The following is an 18,395-nucleotide window of genomic DNA, read 5'->3' as shown; positions in this document are numbered from 1 at the left end:
GGCGCGCCGCGACGGCCGGCAGCAGCAGGGTTCGGTCCCCGCTCACTCGTTCCATGCCGCGGCGAGCAGCGCCCGGGTGTCGCGCAGCAACTGCACCATCACCTTCGAGCCGCCGAGCACCGTGATGAAGTTCGCGTCGCCACCCCAGCGTGGCACCACGTGCAGGTGCAGGTGCTCGGACAGCGAGCCACCGGCGGCCGCACCGAGGTTGAGACCGACGTTGAAGCCGTGCGGCCGGGAGACCCGCTTGATGACCCGCACCGCGTGCTGCGCGAACTGCATGAGCTCGGTGCTCTCCTCGGGGGTCAGGTCCTCCAGGTTGGCGACCCGCCGGTAGGGCACGACCATCAGGTGGCCGGGGTTGTACGGGTACAGGTTGAGCACCGCGTACACCAGCTCACCGCGGGCGACGACGAGCCCCTCCTCGTCCGACATCTTCGGGATGTCGGTGAACGGCTCGTAGGGTTCACTGCGTCCCTTCGGCGACTCCGTGATGTAGGACATCCGGTGCGGGGACCACAGCCGCTGCAGGTGATCGGATTCACCGACGCCGCGGTCGACCAGCGAACCCGGGGAGTCCTCGGTCGCGGGGATGTCGGCCGGTCCCGGGGTGCGCTCGCCCGTCACTCCTGACCGCCTTCCCCGCCGGGACGGACGAGTTCGGCAGTGGGCGAGGCGTTCTCGCGGCGACGCACCCAGTCCACGACGATCTGCACGGCCTCGTCGACCGGCACGCCGTTGACCTGGCTGCCGTCGCGGAACCGGAAACTGACCGCGCCCGCGGCGACGTCGCGCTCACCGGCAAGCAGCATGAACGGCACCTTCTGGGTGGTGTGGTTGCGGATCTTCTTCTGCATGCGGTCGTCGGAGGTGTCGACCTCGGCGCGGATGCCCTGCGCCTCGAGCTTGCCGACGACGTCGAAGAGGTGGTCCTCGAAGTCCGCGGCGACCGGGATGCCCATCACCTGCACCGGCGACAGCCAGGCCGGGAAGGCACCGGCGTAGTGCTCGGTGAGTACGCCGAAGAACCGCTCGATCGAACCGAACAGGGCCCGGTGGATCATGACGGGACGGTGCTTGGCACCGTCGGCGCCGGTGTACTCGAGCTCGAACCGCTCGGGCAGGTTGAAGTCGAGCTGGATCGTCGACATCTGCCAGTTGCGGCCGAGCGCGTCCTTGACCTGCACCGAGATCTTCGGGCCGTAGAAGGCGGCGCCGCCCGGATCCGGCACGAGGTGCAGACCGGAGGCTTCCGCGACCTCGCGCAGGGTGTCGGTGGCGACCTCCCACAGCTCGTCGCTGCCGACGAACTTCTTCGGGTTCTTGGTCGACAGCTCGAGGTAGTAGTCGTCGAGACCATAGTCCTTGAGCAGGTCGAGGATGAAGGTCAGGACGTTGGTGAGCTCGTCGCGCATCTGCTCGGGGGTGCAGAAGATGTGCGCGTCGTCCTGCGTCATGCCGCGCACACGGGTCAGGCCGTGGACCACGCCCGACTTCTCGTAGCGGTAGACGGAGCCGAACTCGAACATGCGCAGCGGCAGTTCGCGGTAGGAACGCCCGCGTGACCGGAAGATCAGGTCGTGCATCGGGCAGTTCATCGGCTTGAGGTAGTAGTCCTGGCCCGGCTTGCGGACGGTGCCGTCCTCGTTGAGCTCCTCGTCGAGGTGCATCGCGGGGAACATGCCGTCGCGGTACCAGTCGAGGTGACCGGACACCTCGTACAGCTGGCCCTTGGTGATGTGCGGCGAGTACACGAACTCGTAGCCGGCCTCGACGTGCCGCTGCCGAGAGTAGTTCTCCATCTCCTGGCGGATGATGCCGCCCTTGGGATGGAAGACGGGCAGACCGGAGCCGAGCTCGTCGGGGAACGAGAACAGGTCGAGTTCGTTGCCGAGCTTGCGGTGGTCGCGGCGCTCCGCCTCGGCGAGCAGCTCGAGGTGCTGCTCGAGGGCCTCGGTGGACTCCCATGCGGTGCCGTAGATGCGCTGCAGGCCGGCGTTGTCCTGGTCGCCGCGCCAGTAGGCGGCGGAGCTGCGGGTCAGCTTGAAGGCCGGGATGAACTTGGTGGTGGGCACGTGCGGCCCGCGGCAGAGGTCCTTCCACACGAGTTCACCCGTGCGGGGGTTGAGGTTGTCGTAGATCGTCAGCTCCTTGCCGCCGACCTCCATGACCTCGGGATCGTCGATGCCCGACTTGTCGTCGATGAGCTCGAGCTTGAACGGCTCGTCCTTGAGTTCCTCGCGGGCGTCCTCGAGGCTCTCGACGACGCGGCGCGAGAAGCGCTGGGCGTCCTTGACGATCTTCTTCATGCGCTTCTCGAGCTTCGCGAGGTCCTCCGGCGTGAAGGGCCGGTCGACCTGGAAGTCGTAGTAGAAGCCGTCGCGAATCGGCGGGCCGATGCCGAGCTTCGCCTCGGGGAACTCCTGCTGCACGGCCTGCGCAAGCACGTGGGCGGCCGAGTGCCGGATGACGCTGCGTCCGTCCTCGGTGTCCGCCGCGACCGCCTCGACCTCGACGTCGACGTCGGGCGTCCAGGACAGATCGTGCAGGGCGCCTTCGGAGTCGCGGACGACGACGATGGTCTCCGGGCCCTTGGTGGGCAGACCCGCGTCGCGGACCGCGGCGCCCGCAGTGGTTCCCGCGGGCACCCGGACGATCGTGGCTGGTTTCGCGGATGCGGGCGTGGTCACTGTGACGGACTCCTCGGCTCGATGCCTGATACAGGGTTGTCGCCGCATAGCGCGCTGTGCACGGCAAACCGCACAGCGCACGGCAACTTCATCATGCTATCGACATTCGTCTCGGCGTCGCACGGAGGGAGGCCACCCGCCGTCACGGGACCGGTGGGAGCGGCCGGCTCGGAGTTCGGGGAGGCCGACCCGGATCAGAGTTCGTGGAGGCCGGTGAGAACCCGTTCGAGCAGCTCCGAGTTGGGGCCGACCTTGTCGGCGGTGCGGTGGACGGTGATCTCTCCCGTCGCGGCGAGATCGCCGACGAGCACCCGAGCGACCCCGAGGGGGATCTGGGCGAGGGCGGCGATCTCCATGATCGAGCGGGGCTGGGCGCACAGGGCCAGGACGAGACGGTGCTCCTCCATGGCCGCGCCGGTCTCGGTGCCGATGGCGGACGGCACGGCCGACACGAGCGCCTCGAGGGGCAGCTCCACCTCGGCTCGGGTGCGGCCTCCGCTGCGCACGAACGGCCGCACGAACGACGACGTCATCGGTTGGTCCATGTCCTCGTTTCCCACACTGGTCCCGGTGCCCACGGTCGGGACGGACGTCTCCTCCGCGGGCCGGTGCACCACGGACTCGGTGGTCTCGCGCACCGCGGTGCCGTGCGCGAGAGACTCCGGAACGTGGTGTTCCCGTGGCGGTACGGCATGATCCGCCGCCCGCCTGCGCCGACGGGACCGCCCGGTACCGAATCTCGCCCCGGTCGCCCCCACGACCGGCCACTCACTGTCCGCAATGCTCATCCGGACGCGACCTCCTCGACGACCACGATCCTGCCATCACAACGCCTCGTCGGCCACAGAGAGCACCGCGCGTCGCGCAGGTCACAGTGACGCGACCGGTATGACGACGGACGCTCGTGGGGAGGAGGCGGGGGGTGCGGGGCCACCCGGCCGGGTGCCGCTCGCACCTCAATTTCACCAGGACACGAAAAAGGGCACCCCATCGGGGTGCCCTTCGTGTTCTTCTCTTGTTGTGGTCCCGGCTGGGATCGAACCAGCGACCTCCCCGGTGTGAACGGGACGCTCTTCCACTGAGCCACGGGACCGTGCCGCTTCGCAGCGGCTCGAACGGAATGGAACACTAACACGCTCCTGCGCCGAAGACGAATCGCCTGGTCAGAGGCGTTTACTCGCCACCTCTCGGGCTGCAGACGTTCCGCAGGCGGGGTGTTCCCGGCGGTTCTCACGCGTACACGCGGTTCTCACGCGTACACGCGGTTCTCACGCGTACCCGCGCGTGCGTACACACGCACGTACGCGCGGGCGCCCCACGGGAAGACCGTCCTTCGGATGGGCGGCCCCCTCGGCGCCCCTCGACTCGGTGCCCCTCAACGAGCCGCCCGACCGACAGGACGGCCGGACGGCTCTCCCCCACCCCCATCCGCACCGGGCCGGCCGGCGGGCCGGCGGAGGCGGGATCGGACCCCGGTCGAACTCCCATCGGACCGCAGATTGCGTCCCACTCGGTGACCCCAGGGGCCCCACGGGTCGCCCGATACCCCCGCAGTCACTGCGAACACCCACCGTTTTCCTGCTCCGACCTGCTGATTTGTGTGATTCGTCGATGCTCCGCTAATGTTCTCACCGCACCACGGAGAGCGGGAACGCCCCAGAGCGGAACCGCCCGACACGGTGCGATGCGGATGTAGCGCAGCTGGTAGCGCATCACCTTGCCAAGGTGAGGGTCGCGGGTTCGAATCCCGTCATCCGCTCGAGAGGTTGGACTCGACCTTCACGGTGGAGTGGCCGAGTGGTGAGGCAACGGCCTGCAAAGCCGTGCACACGGGTTCGATTCCCGTCTCCACCTCGCGCGATTAGCTCAGCGGGAGAGCGCTTCCCTGACACGGAAGAGGTCACTGGTTCAATCCCAGTATCGCGCACCAGGTTCGACCAGCACGTGGGTCGATCCGGTTCACCGAAACAACGTGCACATGCGGATGTAGCGCAGCTGGTAGCGCATCACCTTGCCAAGGTGAGGGTCGCGGGTTCGAATCCCGTCATCCGCTCCACTCCGGCGACAGAAGCCGGCGCGATTAGCTCAGCGGGAGAGCGCTTCCCTGACACGGAAGAGGTCACTGGTTCAATCCCAGTATCGCGCACCGAGAGTGAGGCCCCCATCGGATGATTCCGGTGGGGGCTTCACTCGTTTCGCCGTCCCGACACTCCCTCCCGACCTGTGTGGGAGAACACTTCCCGTCGGCGATGCCCCGGCACGGCGATCCGGGTGCGAGGACCCCGTCCCCGCACCCGGATGCGTCAGGCGCTCAGACGGTTGATGCCGGCGATCATGGCCCGCAGCGACGACTCGTCGCCGGTCTCCCCCGTGCCCATCACCCAGGCGGTGCGCTCACCGGAGCGGCACAGCAGGAAGGTGATGGAGGTCTCGTCGAGGTCGTGCCGGTGGAAGGACAGGATCTCCAGGTGCAGGCCGAGCTCGTGGAGCATGGCGGTCATCCCGGCGATGGGCCCGCACGCGGTGGCCGCGGCGGTGTGGATCGTGTCACCGATGGCGATGGTCGCCTCGAAGTGGGACCGGCCGGCGGGCAGACGGGTGGCCGACCAGCCGCCGAGACGCACCGGGCCGTGCTGATCGCCGTAGGTGGCTTCGAAGCGCTCCCAGCTCATGCCCGTGGCCTCGGCGCGCAGGTCACGCGGGAGGGCGCGACCGTAGCGCTCCGCGAAGGGATCGGCAGCCGGGGCGGCGAACGAGAAGGAGGTGCTGGAGAAAGAGGTGAAGGCGTTCATCTTCGTAGTGGTCTTCCACGAGGAGGGAGGACCGACGCGTAGCTCAACGACCCGCAGCGAGGGGTCGGTCCGAATCAGACCCCGCTACGGCGGTGAACTACGAGTACGCGCTTCATAGCCGACGACGGTACAACGCCGAAAGATTTCGCGCAAGCATCGGGCGCACACGAGGTGTGACGCAACCGTGACCGCACCGGCTGGAACATGAGGATTCCCTCGGGTAGCGTGGAGCCTGCCATCCCCCCGATGGTATCGAACCCCAGCCATGACCCCCCATCCAAGGCTGGGGTTCAGCCATATCCGGAGCCGTTCACGACACCCGACCGGCAGTGTGCCGCATCGGGGCTGCAGCCGGGCCCGCACCGCGCGAGTGCTTCACTGGACTGCATGTCCACGTCATCTCTCGAGGAAGCCGTCTCCGTCGAACGAGCCGGGATCTGGGACGCCGAGGCGATCGCCGACGTCGCCGCGGCCACCTTCCCCCTCGCCTGTCCCCCGGACGCGAACGCCGACGACATCGCCGCGTTCATCGATCGCACGCTCAGCGCCGAGAAGTTCTCCGAGTACCTCGCCGACCCGCAGCGCATCGTCCTCAAGGCCTCCGCAGGCAAGGACATCGTCGGATACCTCATGGTCGTGGACGCCGCGCCGGAGGATCCCGAGATCGACGCCATGATCACCGCCCGCCCCTCGATCGAGATCAGCAAGCTGTACGTGATGCCCGGCCACCACGGTGCCGGTGTCTCGGCGGCTTTGATGGGCGCCATCGTGGAGCAGGCCGAGGAGCTCGGGCGCGCCGGGCTGTGGCTGGGTGTGAACCAGCAGAACACGCGTGCGCGGCGCTTCTACGAGAAGCAGGGCTTCACCGTCGTGGGAACCCGGACGTTCGTGGTGGGTTCGCAGACCCACGACGACTACGTGATGCAGCGGCCCCTCTGACGGACGCCCGGACCGCAGAACGCCGACGGCCCGGCCGGAGCAGGTGCTCCGGCCGGGCCCGTTCCGGGTTCGTGCCGAGGTCAGTTCGCGGCGACCTCGAAGCGCGACAGGGCGAGCAGACGCGAGGTCGCCCGCAGGTATTTCTTGCGGTAGCCGCCGGCGAGCATCTCCGGGGTGAAGATCTCGTCGAGCTTGGCGCCCGAGACGGTCACGGGGATGCTCGCGTCGTACAGGCGGTCGGCGAGGACCACCAGACGCAGCGCCACCGACTGGTCCTTCGCCGGGTGCACGCCGTCGATGAACACCGCGGACACGCCCTCGACGAGCTTGCCGTAGCGGGACGGGTGCAGGGTGCTCAGGTGCGCGCACAGCTCGTCGAAGTCGTCGAGGGTGGCACCCGGGATGGCGTCGGCGCGCTCGGCGAGCTCGGCCGAGTCCACCGGATCCGGGGCCGGCGGCAGGTCGCGGTGCCGGTAGTCGGGACCGTCGACGCGGATCGTCTCGAAGATGGACGCGAGCTTCTTGATCTCGCGCAGGAAGTCCTGCGCGGCGAAGCGGCCCTCGCCGAGCTGACCGGGCAGCGTGTTGGAGGTCGCCACGATGGAGACACCGCGCGCGGACAGCTCGGTGAGCAGCCGCGAGACGAGCATGGTGTCGCCCGGATCGTCGAGCTCGAACTCGTCGATGCACAGCACACTGTGGTGGGACAGCTCCTCGACGGCCCTGTTGAAGCCGAGCGCACCGACGACGTGGGTGAGCTCGACGAACGTTCCGAAGGCCTTGGGTGCGGGGGCGCTGTGGAAGATCGAGGCGAGCAGGTGGGTCTTGCCCACACCGAAGCCACCGTCGAGATACAGTCCGGCACCCTGCTGCTGCGTGCGGCGCCCGAAGAAGCCCTTCTTACCGCTGCGAATCTTGCCGACCTTGCCGGCGAACGCCTCGGCGGTCCTCACCGCGGCGGCCTGGCTCGGCTCGTTCGGATCTGGGATGTAGGAGGAGAAGCTCACCTCGTCGAACATCGCGGGCGGCACCATCTGCGCCACCAACTGGTCTGCGGGTACCACCGGATTGCGGTCGACGAGACGTTCGTGCATTACCTCAGGGTACGGCGGCGGAATGGCTCGATCCGAATTCGCATGAGGAATGCGACCTACTTCACAAGCCGTTCACGGCGTGTTCACGGCCCGATGGGACACTCCCGGAGGCCGTGCACCGATGCGCGCGCCGGGCGCCGGACCTGGCAGGCTGTGCGCATGCGCAGAACGGGTGTGCTCGCCGTGGTGTGGATCGCAGTCGCCTCGCTGGCGGCCGCCTGCGGGGCGGGGCCGTCGGTCCGCCCCGAGGTCGCGGTCGTCCGCGACGACGCGGGCGGCGCACCGGCCGAGCCGACGGACGAGCCGTCCGTCCCCGATCTCCCGGCACCGTCCACGGATCTGACCTGGCGCGACTGCACCGCCGAGACGCTCGGCTCCTTCGCCCTGCCCTCCGGTCCGGCCGGCCTGGTCCTCGAGTGCGGGGAGGTCGCCGCCCCGATCGACGTCTCCGGCGCGATTCCGGGCACCTTCCCCCTGGCAGTGATGCGGGCCCGCCTCGCCGATACTCCCGAGGACGCGGCGCCGCTGGTGCTCACGACCGGGGCGGACATGGCCTCGACCCGTGCGCTGGCGGGGATGGCCACGGGCCCGATGTCCGCTGCACTGGCGGTGCGGCCGATCGTGGCCGTCGACCGTCGCGGGATCGGCGCCTCACTCGCGATCGATTGTATTCCCGCCGCCGAGCGCCGGGGCATCGCCGATCTCGGGCAATTCGGCCGCACCGGCGATGCAGCGGATCGGGTGGCCACCCTCGGCCGGGAGGCCACGGTCGCGTGTACCGACTATCTGCAGCCCCAGCAGTTGATGTTCGGCGCCGCCCACGCCGCGGACGACATCGACCGGCTCCGGCAGGCCTGGAACGTGGAGCGGATCGGTCTGCTCGGCGTCGGCAACGGCGCATCGGTGGCACTGGCCTACGCCGCGGCCCGGCCGGGCGCGGTCGGGCGCCTGATCCTCGACTCCCCCGCCGTCGCGACCGGCGACGCCGAGGTGCTCGCCGAGTCGCGCGCCCGGGGCGCCGAGGCGGCCGTGGACGCCTTCGCCCGCCAGTGCACGGCCCTCGACTGCTCCCTCGGCGCCGACCCGCGTGCCGCGCTCGAGGACCTGCACGCGCGTGCCGCGGCCGGAGAACTGGCCCCGGTGTCGGCCGCGTCGATGCTCACCGCCCTGAGCGGGGCGCTCGGCACGCCCCGCGGCGATCTGCAGGCCCGGATCCGGGAGGTCTCCGACGTCTTCGCCGCCGCGCGGGACGGGGACGTCATGCCGCTGATCGAGCTGGTGTCCGAGGCCGAGGAGATGCTGTCGACGGACGGGCAGTTCGTGGCCCGCTGCAGCGACGGACAGCGCTGGCCCACCCCGATGCGGGCCGCCGACCTCGCGGAGAACTGGTCGACGCCCTATCCGCTCTACGGCGCCGACACCGCCGTCGCGGCCACCGTGTGCTCGGCGTGGCCGAGCCTGTCCCCGTCGCCGCTCCCGGCGGCCCTGGACCTCCCGGTGCTCGTCACTTCCGGCGCCGCGGACCCGCTGGTCGGCAACGCCGGGGTCGAGTCCGTCACCGGTGTGCTCACCGCTGCCGGCGCACCGTGGGCGGCCCTGTCCTGGCAGGGCGCCGGTTACTCGTCGGTGCTGCACTCGGGATGCGTGCAGGCCCGGGTGGAGACCTACCTGAGCGAGGGAACGCTGCCGCCCAACGGCTCCCTGTGCCCGGCGTGACGCAGGACACCACACCCACCAGGGCGTGTTCACGACGTGACACCGGCTCGGTGTACCGTGCCGTAGTGTTCCTCAGCAGTCTCGAACCCCGTACCGCACGCACGACCGCCGAGGTGGTCAAGGCCGTGGTATGGCCGCTCGCAGTACTGACGGTGCTCCACCGGGTGGTCGTCAAAGCCGTCAACGGGTTTCGCACGGACGACTTCACACCCGTCTACAACGCGGCGCTGGCGTTCCTCAATCGCAAGCCGGTGTACACGGCGAACTTCAACTGGGTGGATCCGCACTATCTCTACCCGCCGTCCGGGACGCTGCTCATCTCCCCCATCGCGGTGATCGACCCCGAGCGGTCGCGGTGGCTGTTCATCCTGGCGAACGCGATCGCAATCCTCGTCGCGCTGTACCTGCTGCTGCGGATGTTCGGTCTGCGCCTGGACTCCCCCATCGCACCGATCCTGGTACTCGCGGCGTTCTCGTCGGAGACCGTAACGAACACCCTGGTCTTCACCAACATCAACGGTCTCGTCCTGCTCGGCGAGATCATCTTCCTGACGTTGCTGCTGAAGCGGCGGGATCTGTGGGCCGGCGCGGCGATCGGCCTGACGTTCGCGATCAAACCGATCCTCGCGCCGCTGCTCTTCCTGCCACTCGTGCGCGGGCAGTGGAAGGTGTTCGTCACCGCCGTGGCCGTACCGATCGGCCTGACGATCATCGCGTGGCCGCTGTCGGTGGACGCCTGGCAGTTCGTCGAACACACCGTCCCGTACCTGCTGGAGTCGCGGGACTATTTCAACAGCGCGATCGTCGGCAACGGCATGTACTACGGCCTGCCCGGCTGGCTGATCCTCGCCCTGCGCGGCATCCTCGCCGTGATGGTGGTGGTGTCGGTGTGGCTGCTCTACCGCTACTGCCGCCACGACGAGGTGTTCTTCCTGTGCACCACCGGCGGGGTGCTGCTCACCGCGTCGTTCCTGCTCGGTTCCCTCGGGCAGATGTACTACTCGATGATGCTGTTCCCGCTCCTGATGACGGTGCTGCTGCCGAACTCGGTGATGCGGAACTGGCCCGCCTGGCTGGCCGTCTACGGGTTCCTCAGCTACGACTCGTGGCTGTCGAGCCGCTGGGTGGAGACCGGCCGCGCCGCCGAGTACCTCAAGACGACCTTCGGCTGGGCGCTGCTTCTCGTCGTGGTCTTCGCGGTCCTGCTCGACCGGTACCTGGCCGCGAAGCGGGAGGGCCGGCTCGCGGACGGCATCGAGCCGTCGCACCTGCTCGAGCGCACCGAACCCGTCGGGACGTGACGGGTGCGCCGGGCGCGGTTAGCGTGGTGTGCATGACGTCTGCTCCCCGATCCGAACCCGCACCCAAGGTCGTCCTCAGCGAGGACGAGTGGCGCGCCAAGCTCACCCCGGAGGAGTTCGCGGTGCTGCGCCTGGCCGGGACCGAACGCCCCTACACCGGCGAGTACACCGACACCGAGACCGAGGGCGTCTACGAGTGCCGGGCCTGCGGCGCCGAGCTGTTCCGCAGCGACGAGAAGTTCCACTCGCACTGCGGGTGGCCGTCCTTCTTCGATCCGGCCGATTCCGACGCGGTGATCCTGCGCGAGGACAACTCGCTCGGCATGCGCCGCGTCGAGGTGCTGTGCGCGTCGTGCCACAGCCATCTCGGTCATGTCTTCGAGGGCGAGGGTTATCCCACTCCGACCGACAAGCGCTACTGCATCAACTCGATCTGCCTGCGCCTGGTTCCGAAGGAGTGATCCCGGCGGCGGCCAGCGCCCGCCACAGTCCGTCGGCGCGGTCGGCGGTCGGCAGCGGTTCGACGAGTTCGAACGAGCAGCCGATCTCGCGGGCCGCGCCGTCGGCCTTCTCACTGTCGCCGATCATGAGCGTGCGCCGCGGATCGACACCGAGGGTGTCGACGGCGTAACGGAAGATCTCCGGTTGGGGTTTGACGGCGCCCACCTCGAAGGACAGCGCGAACACCGAGACGAGGTCGTCGATGCCGAGTCGCGCGAAGGCGGGCCGCACGTCGAAGGCGATGTTGCTGACCACACCCACGGCGATCCCGTCCCCGGCGAGCGCCTCGATCACCGGCACGGTGTCGGGATAGACCGTCCAGCAGTCGGGGTCGGTGACCTTCTCGTACAGCGCCTGCGCCTGCTCCGGATCGGTGACGCCCGACTTGCGCAGCACCGTCAGGTAGGCCTCGCGGTGCCAGCGCGGTTCCCGGTCGCGGTTCGTCCAGGCGTGGTGCTCGTCGGCGTCCATCTCGACGGGCTGCCCGACGGGCTGGGTCAGCCGCCGCATGAGTTCGGCCTGCCGGTGCAGGTCGAAGCCCCGGCCCTCGTGATCGGTGACGCCCTCGAGCCAGCTCTCGTCCTCCTCGAGCCGGAAGATCGTTCCGGAGAAGTCGAACAGGACTGCGTCGAAGGGGGTCGCGGCCATGCCCCGAGGCTAGCGGCCGGGCGGCGGTGGCGGGCGGGGGAACGGGAAGTCGGCTCGGGTACTCCCGACTGCACCGAGCGAACCGCCCGCATGCGTCACAATTCGTCACATGGCCGAGACGCGGGCGGGGGCCGGGCGGAGAACCAAGCTGACGGTCGTCGGGGCGGGAAGTGTGGGCACCGCCGTGGCCTATGCGTGCCTACTGCGCGGGTCGGCCGACGTGATCGCTCTCTACGACATCCAGGCCGCGAAGGTGCGCGCGGAGGTGCTCGACCTGAACCACGGCACCCAGTTCGCCCCGGCCTGCCGCATCGAGGGGTCCGACGACCTCGCGGTCACCGCGGGATCGGACCTGATCGTGGTGACGGCGGGCGCCAAACAGCATCCGGACCAGTCCCGGCTCGACCTCGCCGCCGCGAACGTGACGCTGGTGCGGGAGCTGATCCCGCACCTGTTGTCCGCTTCCCCCGGGGCGGTGATCGTGGTCGTCAGCAATCCCGTCGACGTCGTCACCTACGCCGCGATCGCCGCGACCGGCATCACGGACGGGCGGATCTTCGGGTCGGGCACGGTCCTCGATTCGGGGCGGCTGCGGTACCTGGTCGCGGCCCGCGCGGGGGTGGCGGTGGAGAACGTGCACGGCTTCGTCGTGGGTGAGCACGGCGACTCGGAGGTCGCTCTGTGGTCGGGGACGACGATCGGGGGTGTGCCCGTGGACTCCTTCCGCGTCGACGGCCGCGCGGTCTTCGGTCAGCAGGTGCGCACCGAACTGTTCGAGCAGGTGGTGCGCAGCGCCTACGAGATCATCCGGGGTAAGGGTGCCACGAACCTGGCGATCGGGTTGTCGACGGCCCGCATCGTCGAGGCGGTGCTGCGCGACCAGCGGCGGGTGCTGGCGGTGTCGACGCTGCAGACGGGCCGGCCCGGGTTGGAGGAGGTGTGCCTGTCGCTGCCGACGATCGTCGACGCCGGTGGGGCACGCACGGTGCTCGACGTGCCGATGTCCGACACCGAGGCCGCGGGCCTGGCGGCGTCGGCCGCGACCCTGCGGCAGGTGCAGACCTCGCTGGGGTTGTGAGCCGGCCGGGACCGGGAACCGTCAGCGCGACCGCACCACCGGCGGGTCGTAGGCGCGGATCGGGGGCAGCTCGCCGTCGTACCTCTCCACCTCGACGAGGACGTGCTGGCCGGTGCAGCCGCGGGCGAGCGAGGACGTGCCGACGTCGGGGGTGAGCACGTTCGGGTTCCCGTGCACGCACAGCGAGCCGGGATCGGACGGGTCGAGCGGGTCGTACCAGGCGCCGGTCGCGAGCTGCACGACCTGCGGCAGCAGTCCGTCGTCGACGACGAGACCGGCGAGGCAGGAGCCGCGGTCGTTGAACACACGGACGATGTCGCCGTCCGTCAGGCCGCGCCGCGCGGCGTCGTCGGGGTGCATGCGGATCGGTTCGCGCCCGTGGATCTTCGAGGCCTGGCTGACGGCGCCGTGGTCGAGCTGGCTGTGCAGCCGGGTGGCAGGCTGGTTGGCGATCAGATGCAGCGGGAACCGCTGCGCGCGGGCCGAGCCGAGCCATTCCTCCGGTTCGTACCAGCGGGGATGGCCCGCGCAGTCGTCGTAGCCGAAAGAGTCGATGTCGGCGGAGAAGATCTCGATGCGTCCGCTCGGGGTGCGCAGCGGGTGGCGGTCGGGGTCTGCGCGGAAATCCTCGAAGAGGGTCAGGTCGTCCTCGGTGCGCATCCGCACCTGCCCCTTCACCCAGAACTCGCGGAAGGGCGGAGGGTCCTCGACGCGCTGCTTGTCGGCGAGGACGAACCCGCGCCACTGCTCGTAGAGATGTTCGAGCCACTCGCGGGAGGTGCGGCCCTCGGTGAACCTGTCGCCGAATCCGAGCCGATGCGCGAGTGCGGCGAAGGTGTCGTAGTCGTCGCGGGCGTCGACGAAGGGCGGCACCGCGGCCTGCATCGCGACGAGCAGCGGATCGTTGCGGGTGCAGGTCAGGTCGTCGCGTTCGAGGGCGGTGGTGGACGGCACGACGATGTCGGCGTGCTTGGCCATCGCCGTCCAGTAGGGGTCGTGCACGACGATCGTGTCGGGTCGCTGCAGCGCACGGCGCAACCGGCCGAGGTCCTGGTGGTGGTGGAAGGGGTTGCCACCGGCCCAGTACACGAGCCGGATGTCGGGGAAGGTCCGGCGTTGCCCGTCGTAGTCGAACTGCTCCCCCGGGTGCAGCAGCATGTCGGCGATCGCGGCGACGGGGATGAAGTCCTCGACGTCGTTGTCGCCCTGGAACAGGGTGGGCAACGGGTAGGGCACCGGGGACAGACCTGGTTCGTTCATCGAGCCGTAGCCGTGACCGAAACCACCGCCGGGGACACCGATCTGCCCGAGCATCGCGGCGAGGGTCACCCCGGCCCAGGGGGCCTGCTCGCCGTGACGGACGCGCTGCAGCGACCAGGTGACGGTCACGAGGGTGCGGCCGCGCGCCATGCGCCGGGCGAGGTCGACGAGTGCCTCCGCCGGCAGGCCCGACAGTCCGGCGGCCCATTCGGGGGTCTTGGGGAGTCCGTCGGTGCGGCCGAGCAGGTACTCCTCGAAGCGGTCGTAGCCGGTGCAGTAGCGGTCGAGGAAGTCGCGGTCGGCGAGATCCTCGGTGGCCAGCACGTACGCGAGGGCGAGCATGATCGCGACGTCGCTGCCGGGACGCGGGGCGAGCCACTCGTGTTCGCCGTGGACGTCGCTGCGCAGCGGGCTGATCGAGACGATCCGGCCGCCGCGGGCCCGCATCCGGTCGAGGGCGTCGCGGGTGGGGTGATCGCTCGTGCCGCCGTCGTTGACGGCGGTGTTCTTGAGCGGGATCCCGCCGAAGCACACCATCAGGTCGGTCTCGCGGGCGATGACCTCCCAGGAGGTCGAGCGCGCGAACAGTTTCCAGTGGGTGCCCACCACATGCGGCATGATCACGCCGGTCGCGCCGAGCGAGTAGGAGTGCACCGAGCGGGTGTAGCCGCCGAACATCTTGAGGAAGCGGTGCACCTGACTCTGGGCGTGGTGGAACCGGCCGGGTGCGGACCAGCCGTAGGAGCCACCGAAGATCGCCCGGTTGCCGTGCCGGTCCTTCACGCGCTGCAGTTCGCCCGCGAGGATCTCGGTGAGTTCGTCCCACGAGACGGCGACGTACTCGTCGTCGCCGCGGCGGCGGCTCGGGCCGGGGCCGTGCTCGAGCCATCCCCACCGGACGGCGGGGCCGGCGATGCGGGCGCGGTGCCGCACCGATCCGGGGATGTTCCCGAGGATCGGTGAGGGGTCGCGGTCCCCGGCGTAGGGCTGCACGGCGACGATCTCGCCGTCGCGCGCCCGCGCCGAGAACATGCCCCAGTGCGCCATCTGGGAGAACAGCCGGCCGTCTCTCTCCGGTGACGCCGCGCCGCGCTCGGTCACGTCAGGGCAGCGACGCGATCAGCGTCTCGACGTCGACGCGCGGACCGGTGAAGAAGGGGGTCTCCTCCCGGACGTGGCGGCGGGCGTCGGTGGCCCGCAGGTCGCGCATGAGGTCGACGATGCGGTCGAGTTCGGGGGCCTCGAAGGCGAGGATCCACTCGTAGTCGCCGAGCGCGAAGGCCGGGACGGTGTTGGCGCGCACGTCCGGATAGCCGCGGCCCGCCATGCCGTGCTCGGCGAGCATCTTGCGGCGCTGGTCGTCGGGCAGCAGGTACCACTCGTAGGACCGCACGAACGGGTACACGCAGATGTAGTTGCCGGGGGCCTCACCGGCGATGAAGGCGGGCACGTGGCTCTTGTTGAACTCCGCGGGCCGGTGCAGGGCGGCGTTCGACCAGACGGGGGTGCTGGCGCGACCCACCAGCGTGGTGCGCCGGAAGTCGGCGTACAGCTTCTGCAGGTCCTCGATGCGTTCGGCGTGCGACCAGATCATGAAGTCGGCGTCGGCGCGGGTGCCGGCGACGTCGTACAGACCGCGGACGACCACGTCGGTGTCCTCGAAGCGCGCGAAGAACGCCTTCGCGTCCTCGATCGCGGCGGTGCGGTCGTCGCCGAGGACGCCGGGGCGGACCTGGAAGACCGACCACATGGCGTAACGGAGAGTGGAGTTGAGCTTGTCGTAGTCGAGACGTGCCATGTCGTTCATCCTGCCATTCGTGCCGAAAGCCGTGCGGCGGCGGTAGTCCCCGATGCGACGCAGGCGGGTACGCCCACGCCGTGCAGCATCGCGCCGGTGATCTCGATCCCGTCGATCCCGGCGATCTCCGCTTCGAGCGCCGAGACGATCTCACCGTGGTGTGCGCGATACTGCGGCAGACCGCCGTGCCAGCGTTGCACGAAGGCCGCCGCGGGTTCGGCGTCGACGCCGGTGACGGTGGCCAGGTCCTTGCGGGCCAGGGCGATCAGGTCCGTGTCCGGGGCGTCGACCAGCGCGTCGTCGCCGAACCGCCCGAAGGAGGCGCGGGCGAGTGCGACGGGCCGCTCGGCGAGGTGCGGCCATTTACGGCTCGACAAGGTGAACGCCTTCGCGGACAGCTCCTCCCCTGTCGCGACGAGGATGCCGGAGTTCTGCGGCAGCGCGGCGTCGCCCGGGAGGGCGAGGGCGACCACCACCGACGAGGCGAGCGGGATCTGGGCGGCGCACTGCGCCGCGGGCCGCACGCTGTCGGCGAGCAGGCGCGCGGCGTCGGGGGCCGGGACGGCGAGCACGACACCGTCGACCTCCCCGAGCGGGTCGAGGGACCACCTGCCGCCGCTGCGTTTCAGGCCGGACGCCGCGGTGCCGTAGAGGAACTCGGCGTCGGCCTCGCGGACGAGGGCCTCGAGCAGCACCCCGTAACCGTCGCGCAGGGTGCCGAAGACCGGCGCGTCCGACTTCGGGGGCAGGGCGCGGGCGACGGCGTCGCTCAGGCTGGTCGCCCCGGCGTCGAGGGCGGCCGCGAGGGCGGGGATGGTCGCGCGCACACCGGCGGTGTCGGACAGGCCGGAGTACACGCCGCCGAGCAGCGGGTCGACGCTGCGCCGCACGACCTGTTCCCCGAAGCGGGAGGAAACGAGTTCGGCGACGGACACGTCCGAGCCGGGCTCCCAGTGCAGCGGCACGGTGGGTTCGGCGGCGATGCGGGCGAGGGTCTCGTCGTCGACGAGGCCCTCGACGGCCTGCGCGGAGGCCGGGATGCCCATGAGCGTGCCGGCGGGCAGGGAGTGCAGCTCGCCGCCGGCGTAGAGCAGCGGGCGGGCACCGGAGGGGTACACGAGCTGGTCGATGAGGCCGAGTTCGGCGACGAGGTCGAGCACCTCGGGGCGGCGTGCGATGAACGCCTCCGCGCCGACGTCCACCGGGTCGCCGGCGAGCGGGACGGTGCGGAGTTTCCCACCGAGCCGCTGCGACCGTTCGAGCACGACGATCCGGGCGGCGGCGCCGAGGGTGCGGCGGAGCCGGTACGCGGCGACGAGTCCGCTGATACCGCCGCCGACGACTGCAACGGTCGGCGGGGTCACAGCGAATGCACCAGCTCGACGACGCGGGTGATGACGTCGGGGTCGGTGTCGGGCAGGACACCGTGACCGAGGTTGAAGATGTGGCCGGTGGTGCCGGCGGCGATCGCGCGGTCGGCCTCGGCGACGATGCGCCGCACCTCGCGTTCGATGACCTCCGGGCCGGCGAACAGGATCGCGGGGTCGAGGTTGCCCTGCAGGGCCTTGCCCGGGCCGACGCGGGTCGCGGCGACGTCGAGGGGGATGCGCCAGTCGACGCCCACCACGTCGGCGCCGGCCTCGCCCATCGCGCCGAGCAGTTCGCCGGTGCCCACACCGAAGTGGATGCGCGGCACGCCGGCTCCAGCGATCTCGGCGAACACCCGCTCGGAGTGCGGCAGGACGTACTCGCGGTAGTCGGCGAGCGACAGCGCCCCGGCCCACGAGTCGAACAGCTGGATCGCGTCGACGCCGGCCCCGATCTGGGCGCGGAGGAAGGTCACGGCGATGTCGGTGAGCTTGCCGAGCAGGGCGTGCCAGGTCTGCGGGTCGGCGTGCATGAGCGCCTTGGTGCGTTCGTGGTTGCGGCTCGGGCCGCCCTCGACGAGATAGGAGGCCAGGGTGAACGGAGCGCCGGCGAAGCCGATGAGCGCGGTGTCGCCGAGTTCGCGGGTGAGCAGCCGCACCGCGCGGGCCACCGCGCCCACCTGCTCGGTCTCGAGGGTGGGCAGGGCCGCGACGTCGGCGGCGGTGCGCACGGGGTTCGCCACGACCGGGCCGGTGCCGGCGACGATGTCGAGGTCGATCCCGGCGGCCTTGAGGGGCACGACGATGTCGGAGAACAGGATCGCGGCGTCGACCTTGTGCCGGCGGACGGGCTGCATGGTGATCTCGCAGACCAGCTCGGGGTCGAAGCACGATTCGAGCATTCCGATGCCGGCCCGGATCTCCCGGTACTCGGGCAACGAGCGGCCGGCCTGGCGCATGAACCACACCGGCCGGTGGACCGGCTGCTCGCCCCGCGCCGCCGCGAGCAGCGGTGCCTGCGGCAGCACCCTCCGCGAGGGGTACTCCGCGGGTTCCGCGGAGCCGACGTTCGTGTTCTCCAAGCCGGTCATCGATCCTCGTTCTTCGATCACTGCACGTCCGGTGCGGGCGGCAGATCCGTGTGGGGTCGGGGCCGCGGCCGGGGAGCCTCGACCGGGGCCGTTGCCCATGCTGCCACGCTTCGACGGTGG

At 70.2% G+C, this 18,395-nt stretch carries 15 protein-coding genes and 6 tRNA genes; 10 read left to right on the top strand and 11 right to left on the bottom strand.

The window, feature by feature from the left end:
* Positions 1-42 precede the first annotated feature (42 nt).
* The 4 genes from OED52_RS09290 to OED52_RS09275 form a co-directional block, all read right to left on the bottom strand.
* Positions 43-627, bottom strand: coding sequence for an ATP adenylyltransferase (locus tag OED52_RS09290; protein WP_264154337.1), 585 nt, complete (start codon positions 625-627; stop codon positions 43-45).
* The gene (thrS, locus tag OED52_RS09285; RefSeq protein ID WP_264154336.1) at positions 624-2,690 is read right to left on the bottom strand and encodes a threonine--tRNA ligase; all 2,067 of its coding nucleotides are present in this window, start codon (positions 2,688-2,690) and stop codon (positions 624-626) included. The genes OED52_RS09290 and thrS overlap by 4 nt, the downstream gene beginning before the upstream one ends.
* Before the next feature lie 194 nt (positions 2,691-2,884).
* Positions 2,885-3,478 (bottom strand): DUF742 domain-containing protein, encoded by a 594-nt coding sequence (locus OED52_RS09280; protein ID WP_264154335.1) that lies wholly within the window; start codon positions 3,476-3,478, stop codon positions 2,885-2,887.
* A 233-nt stretch (positions 3,479-3,711) separates the two neighbouring features.
* Positions 3,712-3,783: transfer RNA gene (locus tag OED52_RS09275), tRNA-Val, on the bottom strand.
* Positions 3,784-4,376: 593 nt separating this feature from the next.
* Here OED52_RS09275 and OED52_RS09270 point away from each other — a divergent pair.
* The 5 genes from OED52_RS09270 to OED52_RS09250 all read left to right on the top strand — a co-directional run bounded on the left by OED52_RS09270 (position 4,377) and on the right by OED52_RS09250 (position 4,836).
* A tRNA-Gly gene (locus tag OED52_RS09270) sits at positions 4,377-4,449 on the top strand.
* Between the two features lie 24 nt (positions 4,450-4,473).
* Positions 4,474-4,544, top strand: a tRNA-Cys gene (locus OED52_RS09265).
* 1 nt (position 4,545) lies between these two features.
* Positions 4,546-4,620: transfer RNA gene (locus OED52_RS09260), tRNA-Val, on the top strand.
* A gap of 50 nt (positions 4,621-4,670) precedes the next feature.
* Positions 4,671-4,746, top strand: a tRNA-Gly gene (locus tag OED52_RS09255).
* Positions 4,747-4,764: 18 nt separating this feature from the next.
* A tRNA-Val gene (locus tag OED52_RS09250) sits at positions 4,765-4,836 on the top strand.
* Positions 4,837-4,993: 157 nt separating this feature from the next.
* Here the strand turns inward: OED52_RS09250 and OED52_RS09245 are convergent.
* A complete protein-coding gene (locus tag OED52_RS09245; RefSeq protein ID WP_264154334.1) occupies positions 4,994-5,482 on the bottom strand; it encodes a 2-isopropylmalate synthase in 489 nt (162 codons plus the stop codon).
* 387 nt (positions 5,483-5,869) lie between these two features.
* Between OED52_RS09245 and OED52_RS09240 the strand changes: the two genes are divergently transcribed.
* A complete protein-coding gene (locus OED52_RS09240) occupies positions 5,870-6,421 on the top strand; it encodes a GNAT family N-acetyltransferase (RefSeq protein WP_264154333.1) in 552 nt (183 codons plus the stop codon).
* Between the two features lie 80 nt (positions 6,422-6,501).
* Here the strand turns inward: OED52_RS09240 and zapE are convergent, their stop codons facing one another.
* The gene (gene zapE, locus OED52_RS09235) at positions 6,502-7,515 is read right to left on the bottom strand and encodes a cell division protein ZapE (protein WP_264154332.1); all 1,014 of its coding nucleotides are present in this window, start codon (positions 7,513-7,515) and stop codon (positions 6,502-6,504) included.
* Positions 7,516-7,674: 159 nt separating this feature from the next.
* Here zapE and OED52_RS09230 point away from each other — a divergent pair, with 159 nt between their 5' ends.
* The 3 genes from OED52_RS09230 (at position 7,675) to msrB (ending at position 10,993) form a co-directional block, all read left to right on the top strand.
* The gene (locus tag OED52_RS09230; RefSeq protein WP_264154331.1) at positions 7,675-9,231 is read left to right on the top strand and encodes an alpha/beta hydrolase; all 1,557 of its coding nucleotides are present in this window, start codon (positions 7,675-7,677) and stop codon (positions 9,229-9,231) included.
* Between the two features lie 65 nt (positions 9,232-9,296).
* Positions 9,297-10,532 carry a glycosyltransferase family 87 protein gene (locus tag OED52_RS09225; RefSeq protein WP_264154330.1) on the top strand — a complete coding sequence of 412 codons (1,236 nt, stop codon included), beginning with the start codon at positions 9,297-9,299 and terminating at the stop codon, positions 10,530-10,532.
* Between the two features lie 32 nt (positions 10,533-10,564).
* Positions 10,565-10,993, top strand: coding sequence for a peptide-methionine (R)-S-oxide reductase MsrB (msrB, locus tag OED52_RS09220; RefSeq protein WP_264154329.1), 429 nt, complete (start codon positions 10,565-10,567; stop codon positions 10,991-10,993).
* Here msrB and OED52_RS09215 read toward each other — a convergent pair.
* Positions 10,956-11,681 carry an HAD family hydrolase gene (locus tag OED52_RS09215; RefSeq protein WP_264154328.1) on the bottom strand — a complete coding sequence of 242 codons (726 nt, stop codon included), beginning with the start codon at positions 11,679-11,681 and terminating at the stop codon, positions 10,956-10,958. The genes msrB and OED52_RS09215 overlap by 38 nt on opposite strands.
* Before the next feature lie 109 nt (positions 11,682-11,790).
* Between OED52_RS09215 and OED52_RS09210 the strand changes: the two genes are divergently transcribed.
* Entirely contained in the window at positions 11,791-12,759 is a 969-nt protein-coding gene (locus tag OED52_RS09210) for an L-lactate dehydrogenase (RefSeq protein ID WP_264154327.1), read from the top strand.
* Between the two features lie 21 nt (positions 12,760-12,780).
* On the opposite strand, the gene OED52_RS09205 is transcribed toward OED52_RS09210, so the two are convergent.
* From OED52_RS09205 to hemE, 4 genes are read right to left on the bottom strand one after another with little or no spacing between them, the layout of a single operon-like run.
* Positions 12,781-15,066 (bottom strand): molybdopterin guanine dinucleotide-containing S/N-oxide reductase, encoded by a 2,286-nt coding sequence (locus OED52_RS09205; protein ID WP_264154638.1) that lies wholly within the window; start codon positions 15,064-15,066, stop codon positions 12,781-12,783.
* 55 nt (positions 15,067-15,121) lie between these two features.
* The gene (hemQ, locus tag OED52_RS09200) at positions 15,122-15,817 is read right to left on the bottom strand and encodes a hydrogen peroxide-dependent heme synthase (RefSeq protein ID WP_264154326.1); all 696 of its coding nucleotides are present in this window, start codon (positions 15,815-15,817) and stop codon (positions 15,122-15,124) included.
* 5 nt (positions 15,818-15,822) lie between these two features.
* A complete protein-coding gene (locus OED52_RS09195) occupies positions 15,823-17,181 on the bottom strand; it encodes a protoporphyrinogen oxidase (RefSeq protein WP_264154325.1) in 1,359 nt (452 codons plus the stop codon).
* Positions 17,178-18,275, bottom strand: a complete 1,098-nt coding sequence (gene hemE, locus OED52_RS09190; protein WP_264154324.1) for a uroporphyrinogen decarboxylase — start codon at positions 18,273-18,275, stop codon at positions 17,178-17,180. Before hemE ends, OED52_RS09195 begins: the two co-directional genes overlap by 4 nt.
* Positions 18,276-18,395 lie beyond the last annotated feature (120 nt).

The sequence above is a fragment of the Rhodococcus sp. Z13 genome, assembly GCF_025837095.1.
Classification (GTDB): Bacteria; Actinomycetota; Actinomycetes; order Mycobacteriales; family Mycobacteriaceae; genus Rhodococcus; species Rhodococcus sacchari.
Note: the sequence above shows the minus strand (reverse complement) of the source record. Positions and strands in the feature narration are given on the sequence as shown.